Annotated in this window: 15 protein-coding genes; 11 read left to right on the top strand and 4 right to left on the bottom strand. The window is 63.5% G+C overall.

Annotation, left to right across the window (positions count from 1 at the left end; translation table 11 throughout):
• The first annotated feature begins 108 nt into the window (after window positions 1–108).
• From R4P70_RS21210 to R4P70_RS21195, 4 genes are all read left to right on the top strand, one after another.
• A complete protein-coding gene (locus R4P70_RS21210; protein ID WP_019747152.1) occupies window positions 109–891 on the top strand; it encodes an ABC transporter ATP-binding protein in 783 nt (260 codons plus the stop codon).
• The gene (locus R4P70_RS21205) at window positions 891–3374 is read left to right on the top strand and encodes an ABC transporter permease (RefSeq protein WP_317831571.1); all 2484 of its coding nucleotides are present in this window, start codon (window positions 891–893) and stop codon (window positions 3372–3374) included. The genes R4P70_RS21210 and R4P70_RS21205 overlap by 1 nt, the downstream gene beginning before the upstream one ends.
• A gap of 21 nt (window positions 3375–3395) precedes the next feature.
• Window positions 3396–4028: a class I SAM-dependent methyltransferase gene (locus R4P70_RS21200; protein ID WP_269577670.1), complete on the top strand. Its 633-nt coding sequence runs from the start codon at window positions 3396–3398 to the stop codon at window positions 4026–4028.
• Window positions 4029–4117: 89 nt separating this feature from the next.
• Window positions 4118–5953 carry an acyl-CoA dehydrogenase gene (locus tag R4P70_RS21195; RefSeq protein ID WP_020906438.1) on the top strand — a complete coding sequence of 612 codons (1836 nt, stop codon included), beginning with the start codon at window positions 4118–4120 and terminating at the stop codon, window positions 5951–5953.
• An 85-nt stretch (window positions 5954–6038) separates the two neighbouring features.
• Here the strand turns inward: R4P70_RS21195 and R4P70_RS21190 are convergent, their stop codons facing one another.
• Entirely contained in the window at window positions 6039–6668 is a 630-nt protein-coding gene (locus R4P70_RS21190; RefSeq protein ID WP_223257928.1) for a hypothetical protein, read from the bottom strand.
• Window positions 6669–6847: 179 nt separating this feature from the next.
• Between R4P70_RS21190 and R4P70_RS21185 the strand changes: the two genes are divergently transcribed.
• Window positions 6848–7570, top strand: coding sequence for an ATP-binding cassette domain-containing protein (locus tag R4P70_RS21185; protein ID WP_317831566.1), 723 nt, complete (start codon window positions 6848–6850; stop codon window positions 7568–7570).
• A 5-nt stretch (window positions 7571–7575) separates the two neighbouring features.
• Window positions 7576–9588, top strand: a complete 2013-nt coding sequence (locus R4P70_RS21180) for a YhgE/Pip domain-containing protein (protein ID WP_021333162.1) — start codon at window positions 7576–7578, stop codon at window positions 9586–9588.
• Here R4P70_RS21180 and R4P70_RS21175 read toward each other — a convergent pair.
• On the bottom strand, window positions 9585–10163 hold the full coding sequence (locus R4P70_RS21175) for a nucleotidyltransferase family protein (protein WP_317831563.1): 579 nt from the start codon (window positions 10161–10163) through the stop codon (window positions 9585–9587). The two genes, R4P70_RS21180 and R4P70_RS21175, sit on opposite strands and share 4 nt — an antisense overlap.
• Window positions 10164–10228: 65 nt before the next feature.
• Between R4P70_RS21175 and R4P70_RS21170 the strand changes: the two genes are divergently transcribed.
• The 3 genes from R4P70_RS21170 (at window position 10229) to R4P70_RS21160 (ending at window position 12028) form a co-directional block, all read left to right on the top strand.
• Window positions 10229–10474 carry a helix-turn-helix transcriptional regulator gene (locus R4P70_RS21170; protein ID WP_317831561.1) on the top strand — a complete coding sequence of 82 codons (246 nt, stop codon included), beginning with the start codon at window positions 10229–10231 and terminating at the stop codon, window positions 10472–10474.
• Entirely contained in the window at window positions 10471–10959 is a 489-nt protein-coding gene (locus R4P70_RS21165; RefSeq protein WP_019747143.1) for a hypothetical protein, read from the top strand. Before R4P70_RS21170 ends, R4P70_RS21165 begins: the two co-directional genes overlap by 4 nt.
• Before the next feature lie 85 nt (window positions 10960–11044).
• Entirely contained in the window at window positions 11045–12028 is a 984-nt protein-coding gene (locus tag R4P70_RS21160) for an LLM class F420-dependent oxidoreductase (RefSeq protein ID WP_317831558.1), read from the top strand.
• Between the two features lie 4 nt (window positions 12029–12032).
• Here R4P70_RS21160 and R4P70_RS21155 read toward each other — a convergent pair whose 3' ends face one another.
• A complete protein-coding gene (locus tag R4P70_RS21155; RefSeq protein WP_317831556.1) occupies window positions 12033–14315 on the bottom strand; it encodes a VanW family protein in 2283 nt (760 codons plus the stop codon).
• Window positions 14316–14609: 294 nt separating this feature from the next.
• Complete coding sequence (locus tag R4P70_RS21150; protein ID WP_019747140.1) at window positions 14610–15965, bottom strand: acetyl-CoA C-acetyltransferase; 1356 nt, start codon at window positions 15963–15965, stop codon at window positions 14610–14612.
• Window positions 15966–16095: 130 nt separating this feature from the next.
• Between R4P70_RS21150 and R4P70_RS21145 the strand changes: the two genes are divergently transcribed.
• Together R4P70_RS21145 and R4P70_RS21140 are read left to right on the top strand one after the other, a co-directional pair.
• A complete protein-coding gene (locus R4P70_RS21145; protein WP_317831554.1) occupies window positions 16096–17442 on the top strand; it encodes a 3-oxoacyl-ACP reductase in 1347 nt (448 codons plus the stop codon).
• A complete protein-coding gene (locus R4P70_RS21140) occupies window positions 17442–18305 on the top strand; it encodes a MaoC/PaaZ C-terminal domain-containing protein (RefSeq protein ID WP_084326925.1) in 864 nt (287 codons plus the stop codon). Before R4P70_RS21145 ends, R4P70_RS21140 begins: the two co-directional genes overlap by 1 nt.
• Window positions 18306–18380 lie beyond the last annotated feature (75 nt).

Raw genomic sequence — 18380 nt, 5'->3', positions numbered from 1 at the left:
GCCCCAGCATGCCGCACCTGATGCCGCGATCCACTACAGCTGGCTACACCATTGATTCGGGACCCTGCTGGATGTCGACGAATGCCGAATCTCCATAGCGTTCATCCCATGAAGAATCGACACTCGGTCCTCGCCCCGCCGGCCCCTGGTGCCACGGCCGCCCGAACATCCGCCGTGCGACTCGAAGGCGTCAGCAAGATCTACGGCAACGGCCGCGGCGCCGTGACCGCCCTCGACAACATCAGCCTCACCTTGCCGCGCAGCACCTTCACCGCCGTGATGGGCCCGTCCGGATCGGGCAAGAGCACTTTCCTGCACTGCGCCGCAGGGCTCGATCGACCGAGCAGCGGATCGGTGTGGCTGGGCGACACCGAGATCTCACAGCTGAAGCCGAAGGCCCGCAGCATCTTCCGTCGCGATCACATCGGTTTCGTCTTCCAGGCCTACAACCTGCTCGGCGCTCTCGACGTCGAGCAGAACGTCACGCTCCCCCTACTCCTCGCCGGACGACGAGCCGACAAGCAGTACCTGACCTTCGTCCTCGAATCCGTCGGACTCGGATCGCACCGCAAGCGCAAACCCTCCGAACTGTCCGGCGGTCAGCAGCAACGCGTCGCCATCGCGCGCGCCCTCGTCACTCACCCCGACGCACTCTTTGCCGACGAGCCGACCGGCGCCCTCGACTCCCGCAGCGCCAAGCAGGTTCTGGAGTTGTTGCGCCGGACAGCCGCCGAGTTCGATCAGACCATCGTCATGGTCACGCACGACCCGGTGGCCGCGTCGTACGCCGATCGTGTGCTGTTCCTCGCCGACGGGAAACTGGTCGGGCACATCGACCGCCCGACGCCGCAGCAGATCGCCGAGCGCATGACACACCTCGGGGACTGGTGATGATGAAAGCGCACACCTTTGCGCACCTGAAAGCGCATCGCTCCGGTTTCGTCGCCGTGTTCGTCTCCGTATTCTGCGCAGCGCTCCTCACCTGCGGTCTGGGTGTGCTGCTGGAATCGGGAGTGCGAGGCGGAGTCTCACCACATCTCTACGCCGGTGCCGACGCCGTCGTGAGTGCACCACAGGCGCTCGAGGTCAAGGAAGACGCCGATCAGCCTTTTGCCGAGCGAGTTCTCCTCGACGGCGATACCGTCCGCAAGCTCGATGCCCTCGATGTCACGGTGATTCCCGACATCTCCGTCCCCGTCAGCACCGCCGAGGGCGTCGTACTCGACGCACATCCTTGGAACACAGCACAACTGGCGCCGTACTCGCTCACCGAGGGGCGCGCTCCGCAGAGCCGAGACGAGGTGGTCTCGACCACGGGCGCCGCTCTCGGCGAGCAAATCACGCTGGCTCACGGCGCGATAGCCGACGAGTACACCGTCGTCGGCACAGCTGATTCGGCTTCGGTGCCGTCACCCGACCGTCCGGCACTCGTCTTCCTCGACGACGCAGAGGCCGAACGGTTGTGGCCGCACCAGAACGCTTTCACCGCAGTCGGATTGATCACTCCCGCAGGCGTGGATGCTGCCGCTCTCGCCCGCGATGCACTCGCCGGAACCGGCGCGGAGGTCTCGACCGGCACTGCGCGCGGAGGCATCGAATTCCTCGACGCCGGTGCTGCGCGGACCCAGTTGATCGTGCTCTGCGCGTCGTTTGCCGGTCTCGCGTTGATGGTCAGTATGTTCGTCGTTTCCAGCACGCTGTCGCTCTCGATCAACGCCAGACGCCGAGAGTTCGCTCTGTTGCGGGCAATCGGGGCCACCACGCGACAAGTCCACGTCATGATCGGACGTGAAGTGCTGCTCGTCGCGGCGGCTGCGGCGGCTCTCGGCGCGGTGCCCGGATACCTGCTCGCCCGATTCCTGGGTGCACAGTTTGCCGACGCCGGGGTCATGCCCACCGATTTCGCGCTGGCGTACAGCCCGCTTCCGGCGATCGCGGCTTTCCTGATCTGCGTACTCACTGCCCGCGCGGCAGCGGCGATCGCGGCACGACGACCGGCGAAGCTCGACCCCGTCGAAGCGCTTCGCGAATCCGAAAGCGGCCCGGCGAAACTGAGCCGCGGACGCATCGTCACCGGGCTGATCTTCGGCGCCGCCGGCCTCAGCGCGTGCGTGCTCCCCGCTTTCCTGCCCGGCAGCGTGGCAGCCGCTGGAGCCGGTTCGAGCGCACTGTTGTTGATCTTCTCGGTCGCACTGCTCGGCCCCTTGTTGGTGCGCGGCATCATCAAGGTGATCGGCGGTCCACTGCGCCGTAGTGGGTCGGCGTCCAAAGTTCTCGCTGCCGCCAACGCCGAATCCAATTCGAGACGGCTCTCGTCGGCGGTTGTTCCGTTGGCTCTCGCAATCGCACTGGGCTCGGTGCAGTTCTTCAGCCAGAGCACCGTCGCCGCCGAGGCGACCAACCAGTCGATCAAGGGCGTCACCGCCGACCTGATCGTCGGCGCGCCGGCCGGTATCGCTCCCTCGCTCCTCGACTCGATCGCATCGGTGCCTGGAGTGAGCGCGGCAAACCCGGTGGTCCGCAGTCAAGTCCTGCCGGTACCCAGCGGTGAGGAAGGCGGCTCAGCCGACAGCGCGATCGCTGCCCAGGGCATCGACGCCGCCAGCGCCGACGCGACCCTCGATCTCGCGGTGACCGAGGGCGACCTGAGCGCTCTGACCGGCGATACCGTTGCCGTGAGCGAAGACGGCGCCTTCACACTCGGAGCCAAGGTAGGTCAGCGCGTCGACCTCTATCTAGGGGACGGCACACTGGTGCATCCGATGGTCGTCGCAAGATACGGTCGCGGCCTCGGATTCGGGGACGTGACCATGCCGATCGAGACTTTGCGTCAGCACTCCACCGACGCTCTGATCGACACCGTTCTGGTTGCTGCGGAACCCGGACGGTCGGCCGAAGTCCAGCAGTCGTTGCGCTCGTTCCCCTCGATCGCCGCGATGAACCAGGACCAGTTCGGGGCCGCGGGCGAAGATCAGCGTCGTATGCAGTCCTGGGTCAGCATCCTCGCCGTACTCGTCCTGCTCGGCTATCTCGCAGTCGCCGTCGTGAACACCCTGGTCGCCGCCACTGCCGAGCGTTCCCGCGAGTTCGCGCTCCTTCAACTGGTGGGCTCGCGGACGAGGCAGGTCCGAGCGATGATGCGCATCGAGTCGTTGATGGTGGTGGGAATCGCCGTCGTGGTCGGATCACTGATCGCCCTGCCGCCTCTGATGGGTATCGCCGTAGCGGTGTCCGGGCAGCCGATCCCGGCGATTTCACCGGCGATCTACGGTTCCATCGTCGCGGTGACCGCTGTTCTGGGATTTGTCTCCATCGCGATCCCGACGCGCGCCGCCCTTCGCAAGAACCCGATGGACGGAGTGCGTAACCACTGAGTGGCACTACCGTCGTCATCTATGGATGCGGCGGCCTGGGACAAGAAGTACGAAGAAACCGAGCTCGTCTGGGGCGCTCCTCCCAACGAACTGCTGGTGGAATACGCGACGGCCCTCCCCCACGGCCAGGCACTGGACCTGGCGTGTGGCGAGGGCCGTAACGCGTTGTGGCTCGCGACCCGCGGTTGGGAGGTCACCGGCATCGACTACTCGGCCGTCGCGATCGAGAAAGCCCGCACGATCGCGGCCCGCTCACCTCGATCGGTTCTCGAGCGGCTCGACTACCGATGCGGCGACGTCACCGTCGCGGATTACGCCTCCAGGAACGGGCAGGGATACGACTTGGCCCTGCTTCTTTACCTTCATCTGCCCGCACCACAACGGACCCTGGTTGTGAACCGTGCCATAAATTCTCTGAAACCTGATGGAATCCTCATGATTTTGGGGCACGACCGAAGCAACATCGACTACGGCGTCGGCGGACCGAAAGATCCCGAAATCCTTTACACACCAGAAGAATTGATGCAGGAGTTCCAAGGAAGGCTCGAGTTCGAGATCGCCGGAAATCCGCACAGACACACCGAAACGGGAATCGCGGTCGACGCGCTTGTCATCGGACGCAAATCCGGTGTTGGCAATGCAAAGAACGGCTAGTAACATGTATTAAGTTACCGACGAGTAATAAACTTCGGGCGGTACTAGGAGTGCTGGACCGCACCACCTCACTGGGAGAAGCAGAAGACATGGGCCATTACAAGAGCAACGTTCGGGACCTGGAGTTCAACCTCTTCGAGGTTCTCGGACTGGAGAAGCCACTGAGCGAAGGCGCTTGGGGCGACCTGGATGCCGACACTGTCCGCAACATGCTGGCAGAGGTCGCACGCCTGGCCGAGGGACCGCTTGGCGAATCTTTCGCCGACGCGGACCGCAACCCCCCTGTCTTCGATCCCGAGACGCACACCGTTGCACTTCCGGAATCCTTCAAGAAGTCGTTCAAGGCTCTGTGGGATGCCGAGTGGTACCGCATGGGACTGAGCGAAGAGGTCGGCGGCGTGCCGGTTCCCCGCTCCGTCGTGTGGGCCATCGGTGAGCTGATCCTGGGCGCACAGCCTGCAGCGCACATGTACCAGGCCGGACCCGCCTTCGCGGACGTGCTGTTCAACAACGGCACCGAAGAGCAGAAGAAGTGGGCAGCCACCATCGTCGAACGCGGATGGGGCGCCACGATGGTCCTCACCGAGCCCGACGCCGGCTCCGACGTCGGTGCCGGACGCACCAAGGCGATCAAGCAGGACGACGGCTCCTGGCACATCGAGGGCGTCAAGCGCTTCATCACCTCGGCCGACTCGGACGACCTGTTCGAGAACATCTTCCACCTCGTTCTCGCTCGCCCCGAAGGCGCCGGACCCGGCACCAAGGGCCTGAGCCTGTTCTTCGTCCCGAAGACGCACTTCAACTTCGAGACCGAAGAGTTCGGCGAGCGTAACGGCGTCTTCGTCACCAACGTCGAACACAAGATGGGCCTGAAGGTCTCCGCCACATGTGAGGTCACCTTCGGCGGCCACGGCATCCCCGCACAGGGCTGGCTGGTCGGCGAGGTCCACAACGGCATCGCCCAGATGTTCGACGTCATCGAGCACGCTCGAATGATGGTCGGCACCAAGGCAATCGCCACCCTCTCCACCGGTTACCTCAACGCTCTCGATTACGCCAAGCAGCGTGTTCAGGGTGCTGACCTGACCCAGATGACCAACAAGGCAGCGCCGCGCGTGACCATCACGCACCACCCCGACGTGCGTCGCAGCCTGGCAATGCAGAAGGCATACGCCGAAGGCCTGCGCGCGGTGTACCTCTACACCGCAGCACACCAGGACGAGGTTGTCGCCCAGCTCGTCTCGGGCGCAGACAAGGACACCGCGTTCCGCGTCAACGACCTGCTGCTCCCGATCGTCAAGGGCGTCGGCTCCGAGCGTGCGTACCAGTACCTGACGGACAGCCTGCAGACCCTCGGTGGCTCCGGCTTCCTGCAGGACTACCCGATCGAGCAGTACATCCGCGACTCCAAGATCGACTCGCTGTACGAAGGCACCACGGCCATCCAGGCTCAGGACTTCTTCTTCCGCAAGATCGCTCGTGACCGCGGCGTCGCGCTCGCTCACGTTGCCGGACAGATCAAGACCTTCATCGACAGCGAAGCCGGCAACGGTCGCCTGAAGGCGGAGCGCGCGCTGCTCGCCACCGCACTCGAAGACGTCCAGGCCATGGCTGCCACGCTCACCGGCTTCCTCATGGGAGCTCAGGAGCAGCCCACCGAGCTGTACAAGGTCGGCCTCGGCTCCGTCCGCTTCCTGATGTCCGTCGGCGACCTGCTCATCGGCTGGCAGCTCCTCCGCCAGTCCGAGATCGCTCTCGCGGCACTCGACAACGGCGCTTCCGACAAGGACAAGGGCTTCTACGAGGGCAAGGTCGCCATCGCGTCCTTCTTCACCAAGAACGTCCTGCCCGAGCTCACCGCTTCACGCGAGATCATCGCGAACACCGAGAACGACATCATGGAGATCGACGAAGCAGCATTCTGATTCGTTCCTGATTCATGAAAAGTGCCGGTCCCGAGAATGTTTCGGGACCGGCATTTTCATGCTCGGCAGTCAAGGCAATCTGTGGTCATCTGCGCTCGACGGTCGGGCAACTGATCTGTGCGGACAGTACGGACGTCGTCGGTTGTTCGCCGGGCCGTGCCGCCGTTCCTACCAGGGAAAGCGCCACGCGCCTGCGGTCCGGAGAACTGACTATTTCGATGGAATTGTCGACGCCGCCGCCGAAGGACACGAACTGTCCGCTCTGATCCGAGAACATCATCGTCGCCCCGGACTGACCTGGTTCCGGGTTTTCGTTCACGTAGACCTGCAACTGGAAATCACGCCCCGGATATTCGCCGCCGCCGTCGTACTCGTAGAAGGAACTCGTGTGCACCTCGTAGGCCCACTGGCGGTGACCGGCGGGCAGCGAATCCGCCCAGTTGTGCTCGAAACACGTGACGGATCCGGGCAGCGAGACATTGGCTGCGCCGCTCCACCCACCGGACAGGGTGATGGCTCCGTATGGCGCTGCTTCGGACTCGTGCCGATCGGAAGGCAAGGGCGGAACGGTCACGGGTCCGACATTGCGACCGGTGAACTCGAAAAGCCTCTCGCTCGACACGAACGGGGGCGACTCGCGCTCACCGGCACAGGAGACAACTGACAGGGCGGCCATGACCAGTAACGCGCACATACCGCGTCTACGAACCGGCACCTCGACACCCCCTGTCCGTTTCCAACAGAATACATACCGTTCGGTCTCCAAGTTACCGATCGTGTCCGACACATCCCATTCGTGGGACCGCTCACCCGCTACCGATGTGATTGGGTGAGCACGAACGTCCACTGAACCAGCACTCGGTTCTTTCGAAGGCCGAGTAGATCAACAGACAGGTGATCATCGTGGTCGCACCAGAGCACGCACAACTCGATTACGCCCCTGAACTGGCATTGACCGCCACGGACTTGGCGCTCGACGGCCCATGGGGGCCGGTGTTCGGACCCGTCAATCTCGAGATTCGTGCAGGCGGTGTGACCATCCTCGAAGGCTCCGCCGGTTCAGGACGTACGTCCTTACTTCTGACACTCAGCGGACGAATGAAAGCCAGTTCCGGATCACTGTCCGTCTTCGGTCGAACGCGTCCCCGAGAGATCTTCGAGATCGCCGGGGTCGCCGGGTTCGAGGACATCGACGAGCTTGCCGAGTCCGTCACCGTCCGAGATCTGATCACCGAACAAATTCGCTGGGATGCGCCCTGGTACAAGCTCATCGGACGTGCCGGAGACCGCGAACTCGAAGCGGTGTGCGCTCCCGCCTTCGGCGATCATCCCTTACCTGCGCTCGGCCGGTACGTCAGCGATCTCGGGGAACTCGAGGCGACCCTGCTGCGTATCGCCGTCGCGAACACGAAGAAGCCGGCCCTGCTCGTCGTCGACGATCTCGAACAGGTGCGGCGCGACTCCGAACGCGCGTACCTCGTCGAGCGACTCGTCGAGATGGGGAGCTACCAGACCATCATCGCGTCGACCGTCAACCCGCTGCCCGACGGATCACCCATCGATGCCGTCGCCCTGCTCCAAGAAGTCACCAATCCCGACCAAGAAGGGGCGAGGTAACCGCGATGCTCGCTGGAATGTCTCTCGGAACCGAACTCAAGCGGTTCTCCCGCGGCGCGATGCCCAGGATCGCACTCGTCACCATCATCTTGATGCCACTGCTGTACGGCGCAATGTACCTGTGGGCCTTCTGGAATCCGTTCGGTGAGGTCAACAAGGTCCCCGTCGCACTGGTCAACACCGACCGCGGTGCAATGGTGCAGGGTCAAGAGCTCAAGGCTGGCGACGAAGTAAGCCAAGCACTTCTCGATTCCGGTGAGCTCGATCTCCACCTGGTCTCACAGCAGGAAGCCGAACAGGGAGTCTCGGACGGGACGTACTACTTCTCTCTCACTCTGCCCGAGAATTTCAGCGAGGCCGTTGCCTCCCCGACGTCCAAGGACCCCCACAAAGCTCAGTTGCAGTTCACCTTCAACGACGTCAACAACTACCTCGGCACCATCATCGGCCAAAATGCCGCCCAGCAGGTTCTCAGTCAAGTCAGCGACAAGATCGGCGCGCAGTCCGTCGAGACGGTTCTGGTCGGATTGACCGATGCGGGTGCAGGTTTGAAGCAGGCCGCCGACGGAGCACTCCAGCTCTCGGCCGGAGTGAACACTGCCAACGCCGGAGCCGGCGAATTGGCGTCGGGCTCGAAAACGCTGGCCGACAACATGGTTACCGCACGTGACGGTGCAGCCACTCTTGCCGGCGGTACAGCGCAACTCTCGACCGGTATCAATACCGCCACGGACGGCGTCCTCGCACTGACCGACGGTTTGGGGCAACTCGATCTCGGAGCCGTCCAACTGGGCGACGGCGCAAGCCAACTCAGTGGTGGCGTCACCCAGGTCGTCGACCAACTGAGCGTCCTCGGGAACACACAAGCAGACGTCGCACAGCTGGTCGGGCAGGCGGTGGCCAGCCTTCGGCTGAACCCGGATCCTGTCAGCCAACAGATCGCCAATGCCCTCGCGCCTGCCCAGGACATGCTGCGCACTCAGGGTTTCGGTGAAGCGACCATGGGCCAACTAGGCGAACTCAAGAGCGGTGCACAACAACTCGCTTACCAACTCGACGATCCGTCGAGCACCTTCCGAGCAGGGCTGAATGCCGCGGCCAACGGCGGCGGTGAACTCCGCAACGGCCTGGTGCAGCTGCGTGACGGCGGTCAGCAAGTCAACGACGGCGCTCAAACCCTCAGCAGTGGACTGGTTCAACTCACCGACGGCAGCGTCCAACTCTCCGATGGTGCAGCCAAACTCGCCGACGGCACCGAGCAACTCCGTGCCGGGTCTGCCGAACTCGCGACCAAACTCACCGAGGGCGCCGGTCAGGTTCCCAGTTGGACCGATCAGCAGCGAACCGCAACCGCTCAAACCCTCTCCAGCCCGGTCGAACTACAGGAGACCTACGAGAACCGGGCAAGCACCTTCGGTACCGGTTTTGCTCCGTTCTTCCTGCCCCTCGCGCTGTTCGTGGGCGGCATCATCACCTGGATGCTGCTCAAGCCGCTCCAGAACCGGCCCATCGCAAACGGACTCGGCGCGCTGCGAGTGGTCCTCGCCTCGTACTGGCCGGCATTGCTCATCGGCATCTGCCAGGTGATCGTGATGTACCTGGTCGTGCACTTCGCCGTCGGCCTGCACCCCACACACGCCCTCGGCACCGTCGGATTCCTGATGCTCATCACTGCCACGTATATGGCGTTGATCCAGGCATTCAACGCCATCTTCGGAGTATCCGTCGGACGCGTCATCACCCTGGCGTTCCTGATGCTGCAACTGGTTTCGGCCGGCGGCATCTATCCCGTCGAAACCACCGCGAAACCGTTCCAGATCATCCACCCCTTCGACCCGATGACCTACGCGGTGAACGGGCTACGACAACTCACCGTCGGCGGTATCGACTCGAGACTGTGGGTCTCGATCGCCGTCCTCGGCGGCCTTCTCGTCGCCTCACTCGGGGCCAGTTCACTTGCTGCACGCCGAAATCGGCAATGGACCATGGACAGGCTGCATCCGCCGATCGAAGTCTAGGTCAGGGTCTCCGGCCAAGGCTCCACGGTCAGCGCAGGCCATTCCCCGCGCCACCGTGCCGCCTTGGCCTCGTAAACCTCTCTCGGTGCCAGCACCGGGTTGGGACGGACGATCATGTCGAAAAGATCGTCGTATCCATGCGGGGCATACACGTCCACAGTGCCGCCCGCAGACTTGGTGATCCCGAAACAGCAAGTTGTGGAAGCGAAGTGGTCGATAGCGTCGCGGCAACTGGTGAACGGAACGCCGGGAATCCCGAAATGCTGCTCGTACCACAGGTGCACGCGGGCTTCGTTGCGTACTTCGACATCGGCATCCACATCGGCGAACAGTTCTGCCGCCGAACGAATCACACGGTCCTCCGCGTCGTAGCTCAGATCGCCGGCGTCGAAATAGAAGAGGTCGTAGTCCTTGATTCCGGCGCCGAGGTCACGGCCGTCGATGTGATTCCAGACGGTTTGGAAGAGCCCACCCGCCGTCAGGTACCACTCCGACAATCCCAGCTTCGGCGCCCGATCCACGATCGTTGCGACCACTGGATTGGCCAGGGCGATCTCGAGAAATCGTTCACGCATGCTCTTCAGCCTCTCATATGACAAGTAAACTTGACATCATGTGACAAGTATTCTTTACTTTTCCTATGACTGGAAAGGTCGGCGACAACAACGTGCGGGAGCACCGACGCCTCGCCGGCCTCACCCAGGCGCAACTGGCCACGGCAGGTCAGGTGAGCAGACAGAGCATCGTCTCCGTCGAACGCGGCGACTACGCACCGAGTGTCTACCTGGCACTTCGCCTGGCACTGGCACTGGGGACCACCGTCGAAGCGCTCTTCCCCTTACCCGAATCGGCACTCACCGCAGAAATTCCAGAGGAGACGGCATGAGCACCATGATGAAGGCAATGCGGTTCGTCGGAGATCTGGACGACGACTTCTACAAGGACGAGCGGCAGCGCGACGTCTGGAACGAAGCCTCGGCGGTGGGATTGCAGAGTGTCTTCTGGGCAGTCTTCGTCAGCTCGGCGATTCTGCCCTGGGTCGCCGGCCGAACAGGGGCGTGGATCTCGCTCGCGCTGCTGATCGTCGCGCTGTTCGGCTCGGTGGTCACGATTGTCTATGCACTTCGGCGCGACGTCGATGTCTACGTGTTGTCCAACTACAACCGTCCCCGGGTCGTGATCAGCATCGCGCTGTACCTCGTCGCGGCAGTCGGCATCATGGCGCGCCTCAAATTCGATTCGTACGAAGAATCGTCCACGTGGGTCGGCGCTCTCGTCGGCGGAATCGTCGGTGGCGGCGTCGCAATCGCGGCAGTCAAGCTTCACCAGCAGCGCGCCAAGCGACGCGAAGCGGCCGAAGAACTTCTCTGAATTCCGGAAGTCTGCCCGGCACAACGGAATCCATAGAGTTGGTAAAATCGTGCCAGGTCAACCGATCGCGAGTAACGTCGAAACGGTGAGCACTCGCCTCGGATACCAGATGCCCAACTTCAGCTACGGCGGTCCGGTCAAGGACCTCTTCCCCACCGTCATAGCGCAGGCCCGCGAAGCCGAAGCCGCAGGCTTCGACACTGCATTCGTGATGGATCACTTCTACCAACTCCCCGGAATCGGAGCGCCGGACGCCCCGATGCTCGAGGCCTACTCCGCGCTCTCCGCGCTGGCGACGGCCACCGAGACCATCCAGTTGTCTGCACTGGTCACGGGAAACACCTACCGCAATCCGCCCATGCTCGCCAAGACCGTCACCACCCTCGACGTGGTGAGCGGCGGTCGGGCCATCCTGGGCATCGGCGCCGGTTGGTTCGAACTCGAACACAATTCGTTCGGATACGAGTTCGGAACGTTCACCGAGCGCTTCCAGAAGCTCGACGAAGCACTGCAGATCATCGCGCCGATGCTCCGCGGTGAGCGCCCCACCTTCGACGGCAAGTGGTACCACGTCGAGGACGCCATCAACGAGCCTCGAGTCCGCGACGACCTGCCGATCCTGCTCGGCGGTGGCGGTGAGAAGAAGACGTTCGGCCTCGCCGCTCGCTTCGCGGATCACCTCAACATCATCTGCGATCCCTCGGAACTGCCGCGCAAGATGGAAGCACTTGCGGCACGCTGCGACGAAGCCGGTCGCGATCCCGCAACCCTCGAGACCAGCTTCCTCACGTTCATGATGATCGACGAGGACGGCGACAAGGCTCGCGCGCATCAGCGAACGTTTCTCGCGGAGCGTGGACTCGACATCACCACGGCGCCGGAAGACGTGGTCGCCAAGGCCACCGAACGCCATTTCGTCGGCAGCCCGGACGACGTCGCCGAGCAGGTTCAGACGCGCATCCTCGACCACGGCATCGACGGCGTCGTGATCAACCTGATCACCAACGGCGAAGAGCCAGGCATCGTCGACCTCGCGGGCCGCTCCCTCGGCCCACTCGTCGGCAAGTAGTTCCCTACTCGCACTTCACGATCGGCACCGGGTCGTACTTGACGGTCCGGGTGTTCGAGGAAATCTCGGCGCCACTCGCGTGGTCGGTGATCACGCGGGTGTCGCTGACCGTGAATCCGGGCGCACCGCTCGAAGCCACACAACCAGGCCCCTCCGGCAACGTCACGGTGTTCGGCGACGTCGGCGACGTACGCGGGCCGGTCGTCGAAGCGACATCGACGGTTTTGGTTCCCCAGATCCGAACGGTGATGTTCGACGACGTCGCAATCGTCTCGATCATCACGCCGGTCTTCGCCGGATTACGGAACTGCAAGTCGATCGCTCCATCGAAGATGGTCGCCTCACGCGCCTCGGGGTACCGCGAGATGTAGTAACTGTGCTCGGTGTGCGCGACGTCGTCCATGCCTGCGAAATACGTCGCGTTGTAGAGCGTCGTCGCGAGCTGGCTGATACCGCCGCCGACAGCCTTGTCCGGGCGACCATTGTTGATGATCCCCGACTCGACGTATCCCTGAGCCGCACCGCGCGGGCCCGTGTACTCGTTGAGCGAGAACGTATCCCCTGGCTTGATCACGGCCCCGTCGATCTCCGATGCGGCCAGGCCGATATTCACACCAGACGCGTATTCGAAACCACCGGTGGTGAATTCGCCGATCACCTCGTTGATGCCGAGGGCATCCGCGGCTTCGGTGGTCAACGCCGGCGGGACCGGTCCGTACACGGCGGGTGTTGCCCGAGAAGCCGTGCTGCCCAGCAGAACCGGAAGTTCCTTGACCGTGTCCGGCCAGTTGATCAGATCACCGACAACACCCGGCACAACCGACGGCTTACCACCGGCGAAGGTGAACGACGCGTCCTTGGGTTGTACTTCAGTCGATACCAACTGCGGAGTCAGAATCTTGATCGCAGCATCCGTGTTGTACTGCGGAGTCAGCCCACCCGAGCCGTCAGGGGTGAAGGTCAGAACCTCACCGATCTGGTCGACGCCGAGCGTCGCAACCTTGCCGTCACGGCCGTTGACCACGACATCACCCGAGGCAGCCGGAATGGCAATCTCCTGCAGTGCGCGATCGACACCGGCCTGAGTGACCGTCACCGGCACCTCGTCGACCGGAAGATCGACGACGCCACCGTCAGACCACTCCGCGGCGAACGTTGCGCCCGCCTGCTGCGTTTCGAGAGCCTGGCCGGCGGCAGGTGAAACACCCGTCGCCTTCCCACTCTCGAACACGACTGCGCCTTCGACGGGCGCACGATCGCTGTTCGCCGCAAGTTGCGACATCGAGGCATCCAACGCACCCTGGTCGACCGTCGACACCACGGGCACCTCGCGGGAGCCGAAGAACGACGTGATGCGGGTGATCGGGTTGATCGGCTGAGCGTTCACGCCCGAGAGCGTCGCCGACCAGTCGACGTCCACACCCGCAGATGCGGGAACGATCTCGGAATCGACGCCGCCGGCATGTACCGCTACCGGTTCGACGAGCCTTGGGCCGAGTTCGGCGCGCAGCGTGGCCTCTGCGTCGGCAGGCGTGAGATCACCGATGTCCACCCCGGCGACCTGGGTGCCGCGTGGTGTCTTCCCCGACGACGTGAAGATGTCCACTCCGTAGGCAATAACTGCGACGGCAAAGATGGCGCCGACTGCTATCGCCGGTTTGACCCACTTACGGGAAGACTCCGGAGCGGGCGCTTCTGGCTGTTGTTGCGGTGCTGGTGGTGCAACTGCCTCTGGTTCGCGGACAACAGGCTCGTACTGCTGCTGGATGGGTTCGAATTGCTGGGTGTCGTACTGCTGCACGAACTCGGGACGCGGCGGCTTCGGGGGAACCACCACTGCCGGGGGCTCGAACTGCTCTGTCTGCTCGTCGATGGCTTCTGTCGCCGGAGCCGAGTCGACTACTTCCGTCGGCGGTGCGTCCCCCGCTGGGACGAGTGGGATGACGGTGGTGACCTCGTTTGCCGATTCGTCGATGGCCGGTTCGACGATTGTGGGCTCGACGATTGTCGGCTCGTCTACTGCTTCGTCGACTGTCGCTTCTGTGGAATCGATTGCTTCTTCGTCGACAGGCCTTGGTGCTTCGGCTGGTTCAGGTTCTACTGATTCAGCCTCGACAACCGCCTCGGTGTCCTCAGGGGTCTTGGGTTCCTCGACCGACTCGGTCTCTTCGACCGCCTGAGGTTCCTCGACCGACTGAGGTTCCCCGACCGACTCGAGTTCCTGTTCCGGGAGGGACGAGTCCTCGCTGTTCGTCTTCTCGACGGACGGACCCTCTTCGTCACTCACCTGTTGGCTCCTCGCTGCATCAACCGTCGCTGCGGCGCTCACCGACAACTCAATACAGGATATCCGGACATACGAGAGCCCCGCGCTGCTGCCAGGTCGGGGGTCAGGCAGCAACACGGGGCTGTCATGAATATCGGTAGCTATTCTGCAGCGTTACACGCCTGCGCGAAAAAGTTTGCAAAGAGTTCGGGGATCCGGCCACCCCTCGTGGCCGGATCCCCGATTACGCATCCCCTCGCGACGATCACTGCAGGTGAGCGCAGTTTTCAGTCGCGTGGGGAGATTGTGGAGCGGTTACCGCTCGATGATCGCCGTGACACCCTGGCCACCGGCCGCACAGATCGAGATCAGACCGCGGCCCGAACCCTTCTCCGCGAGCATCTTTGCGAGGGAAGCCACAATACGTCCGCCGGTTGCCGCGAACGGGTGACCTGCAGCCAAGGACGATCCGTTGACATTGAGCTTGCTTCGGTCGATCGATCCCAACGCGCCGTCGAGGCCGAGGCGTTCCTTGCAGTACTCGTCGGACTCGAAGGCCTGCAGGGTTGCCAGAACCACCGAAGCGAAGGCTTCGTGGATCTCGTAGTAATCGAAGTCCTGCAAGGTCAGACCGTTGCGGGCCAGCAAACGCGGAATCGCGTACGTGGGAGCCATGAGCAACCCGTCTTTGCCGTGGACGTAGTCGACGGCAGCGGTTTCGGAATCGACGAGGTGCGCCAGAACCGGAAGATTGCGCTCGGCTGCCCACTCGTCGGTGGAGAGGAGGACTGCAGAAGCGCCGTCGGTGAGCGGCGTCGAGTTGCCTGCCGTCATCGTCGCGTCGCCGAGCTTGGTACCGAAGACAGGCTTGAGCGTCGACAGCTTCTCGACGGTCGAACCGGGACGGAGGTTGTCGTCGCGGGTCAGGCCGAGGAACGGGGTGACGAGGTCGTCGAAGAAACCGCGGTCGTAGGCAGCCGCCATGTTCTTGTGGCTGGCAGCGGCAAGTTCGTCCTGGTCCTCGCGCTTGATGCCGAATTCCTTGGCGGTGATCGCAGCGTGGTCACCCATCGACTTGCCGGTGCGAGGCTCGCCGTTGCGTGGAATTTCGAGGCCGAGCATGCCCGCACGCACGTTGCCGAGCAGCTTGATGCGGTCGCCCGTGGACTTCGCACGGTTTAGGGAAAGCAGGAACTCGCGCGCCTGATCGTTGACGCCGATCGGGGCGTCGGACGTGGTGTCCGTGCCGCCGCCGATGCCCGAATCGATGCGGCCGGCTGAAATGGCGTCGCCGACGGCGATGATCGACTGCAGTCCCGTGCCACACGCCTGCTGAAGGTCGTACGCCGACGTGTACGGGCTCAGCGCGCTGCCGAGAACGGACTCGCGAATGAGATTGAAATCACGGCTGTGCTTGAGCACCGCACCGCCGACGACCATGCCGAGCTTCTCGCCCTGCAGATTGAATCGGCTCACCAGACCGTCGAGCGTCGCAGTGAACATGTCCTGGTTGGACGCCTGTGCGTACGCCTTGTCCGAGCGTGCGAACGGAATGCGATTTCCGCCGACGATCGCAACCGGACGGCGCTGACCTGCGGACTTCGCAGCGGCTGCGGCCGGTGCGGTGCGCGGTGCGGCGGGCTTTGCGTTTGAACGGGCTTTGCTTGTCACTTGCGTCTCCAAGGATGGTGCGATTACCTGTTGAAGACTATTCTTACTCAGTAGTAAGTTACTTGTCTATCGCCGCATTCTTCCGATTGCCCGGTGAGAGACAACCCGAAACACAACAGAAGGTAGGACCGTGGCAGCCAGCAAGGGAGCTCCCGACCTCTATTCACAGTTCCTCTCGTCCGCCCCCGGCGCATTCATCGCGTCGAAGGCCGGCCTGCCCAGGCCCGAGAACCTGCGTCGCTACAAAGCAGGGGAACCCGCACTCGCCGGACCTGTCCTCATCGGCGGCAAGGGTCGGCTCGCAGAACCACTTCGCGTACTGCTCTCCGACTACCCGGCCGCTCAGGCACACGACAGCAGCTTCGGCGGACTCGTGTTCGACGCCACCGGAATCACTCAGGTCAGCGAGCTCGAGCAGCTGTTCGAGTTCTTCCAGCCCGTGATCCGCAACCTCGCACCGTCGGCTCGCGTCGTCGTTCTCGGCACGACGCCGGAAGAAACGTCGAGCGTCGACGAGCATGTCGCGCAGCGCGCGCTCGAAGGCTTCACCCGCAGCGTCGGCAAGGAGATCAAGCGCGGCTCCACCGCTCAGCTGGTCTACGTCTCCCCCAAGGCGTCCACCGGACTGTCCGGCGTGGAATCGACTCTGCGCTTTCTCCTTTCGGCAAAGTCCGCCTTCGTCGACGGCCAGGTCATCGTCGTCGGTGCTGAAGATTCCGTCGCGCCCGCAAGCTGGGACAAGCCGCTCGAAGGAAAGGTTGCCGTCGTCACCGGCGCAGCCCGCGGCATCGGTGCCACAATCGCCGAGGTCCTGGCCCGCGACGGCGCACACGTGGTCTGCGCTGACATCCCGGCCGCCGGCGAAGCACTGTCCGAGACCGCGAACAAGGTCGGCGGCACGTCCCTCGCCCTCGACGTCACGGCGGCCGACGCAGCCGAGGTCCTCGCAGCTCACCTCCTCGAGCGTCACGGCGGAGCCGACATCATCGTCCACAACGCCGGCATCACCCGCGACAAGACCCTCGCCAACATGGACGAGGGCCGCTGGAACATGGTCATGAACGTCAATCTTCTTGCACCGCAGAAGATCACCGAGCACCTCGTCGAGAAGGGCGCCCTCAAGGAAAGCGGCCGCGTCGTCGACGTCTCCTCCATCGCCGGCATCGCGGGCAACCGCGGCCAGACCAACTACGGCACCTCCAAGGCCGGCGTCATCGGCCTCGTACACGCCGAAGCTCCCGTCCTGGCGAAGAAGAACATCACCATCAACGCCGTCGCACCGGGCTTCATCGAGACCGCCATGACCGCAGCCATCCCCTTCGCCACCCGCGAAGCCGGCCGCCGCATGAGCTCGCTCCTGCAGGGCGGCAAGACCGTCGACGTCGCCGAGACCGTCGCATACTTCGCCAGCCCGGCCTCCAATGCCGTTACGGGACAGGTCGTTCGCGTCTGCGGCCAGAGCCTCCTGGGCGCATGATGGCAACAAAGACCGTCGCGCTCACCGAGCAGCCAAAGACCATCGACATCTACTCCCGGGCGGTACTGGGATTGTTGCCGTGGAACAAGTCCAACTCGCGCTCGGTGCCACAGCAGACCTTCACCCTCACCGGACTGAAGGTCGACACCGACAATCTGGCGGCGTACTGCCGCGTGACCGGACTGCGATTCGGCGACACTCTGCCGATCACGTATCCCTTCACCTTGGCCTTCCCGACCGTGATGAAGCTGATGGTGTCGAAGGACTTCCCCTTCGCCGCCGTCGGCTCCGTTCACGCCGAGAACGTCATCGAATCGCTGCGGCCCATCTCCGTCAGCGAACCGCTTGACCTCTCGGTGCATGCCGAGAACCTGCGTGAGCACCGCAAGGGCCTGCTGATCGACGTGATCACCGAAATTCGGGTGGGACGGGAACTGGTCTGGCGACAGACCTCGAGCTTCCTGAACCAGCAGAAGACCTCCCTGTCCGGCCAGCCAGGTCCGGAGCCCAAGGCCGACGAGGTCCCGCCGATGCCGATGAGCACCATCCGCGTCGACCAGACCACGATCAGCAAGTACGCCGCCGTCTCCGGCGACCGCAATCCGATTCACGTCTCGTCTCTGGGCGCCAAGGCTTTCGGTTTCCCGAAGACCATTGCTCACGGAATGTGGAGTGCCGCGGCAGTTCTGCGGACCGTCGAGGGATCCGTCGCGGACAAGGTCACCTACAGCGTGCGTTTCGGCAAGCCGATTCTGCTACCGGCGACGCTGAATGCCTACGCTGATCGCACCGACGGCGGCTGGGATCTGTCGCTGCGTCACCCGAAGAAGGGCTACCCGCACGTCACGGCGACGCTGCGCTGACCTGAGTTTTGTCGGGTTTCCCACCCACCCCAATTGAGCGAACGTACCTTTCAGCGCCTTGGATGCGCGGAAAGG

The organism is Rhodococcus sp. IEGM 1241 (assembly GCF_033142365.1).
GTDB classification, from domain to species: Bacteria; Actinomycetota; Actinomycetes; order Mycobacteriales; family Mycobacteriaceae; genus Rhodococcus_F; species Rhodococcus_F erythropolis.
Note: the sequence above shows the minus strand (reverse complement) of the source record. Positions and strands in the feature narration are given on the sequence as shown.

Coding starts and splice junctions, on each gene's coding strand:
- R4P70_RS21210 (WP_019747152.1), top strand. CDS start 109: ATGAAGAATCGACACTCGGTCCTCGCCCCGCCGGCCCCTGGTGCCACG.
- R4P70_RS21205 (WP_317831571.1), top strand. CDS start 891: ATGATGAAAGCGCACACCTTTGCGCACCTGAAAGCGCATCGCTCCGGT.
- R4P70_RS21200 (WP_269577670.1), top strand. CDS start 3,396: ATGGATGCGGCGGCCTGGGACAAGAAGTACGAAGAAACCGAGCTCGTC.
- R4P70_RS21195 (WP_020906438.1), top strand. CDS start 4,118: ATGGGCCATTACAAGAGCAACGTTCGGGACCTGGAGTTCAACCTCTTC.
- R4P70_RS21180 (WP_021333162.1), top strand. CDS start 7,576: ATGCTCGCTGGAATGTCTCTCGGAACCGAACTCAAGCGGTTCTCCCGC.
- R4P70_RS21175 (WP_317831563.1), bottom strand. CDS start 10,163: ATGCGTGAACGATTTCTCGAGATCGCCCTGGCCAATCCAGTGGTCGCA.
- R4P70_RS21170 (WP_317831561.1), top strand. CDS start 10,229: ATGACTGGAAAGGTCGGCGACAACAACGTGCGGGAGCACCGACGCCTC.
- R4P70_RS21165 (WP_019747143.1), top strand. CDS start 10,471: ATGAGCACCATGATGAAGGCAATGCGGTTCGTCGGAGATCTGGACGAC.
- R4P70_RS21140 (WP_084326925.1), top strand. CDS start 17,442: ATGGCAACAAAGACCGTCGCGCTCACCGAGCAGCCAAAGACCATCGAC.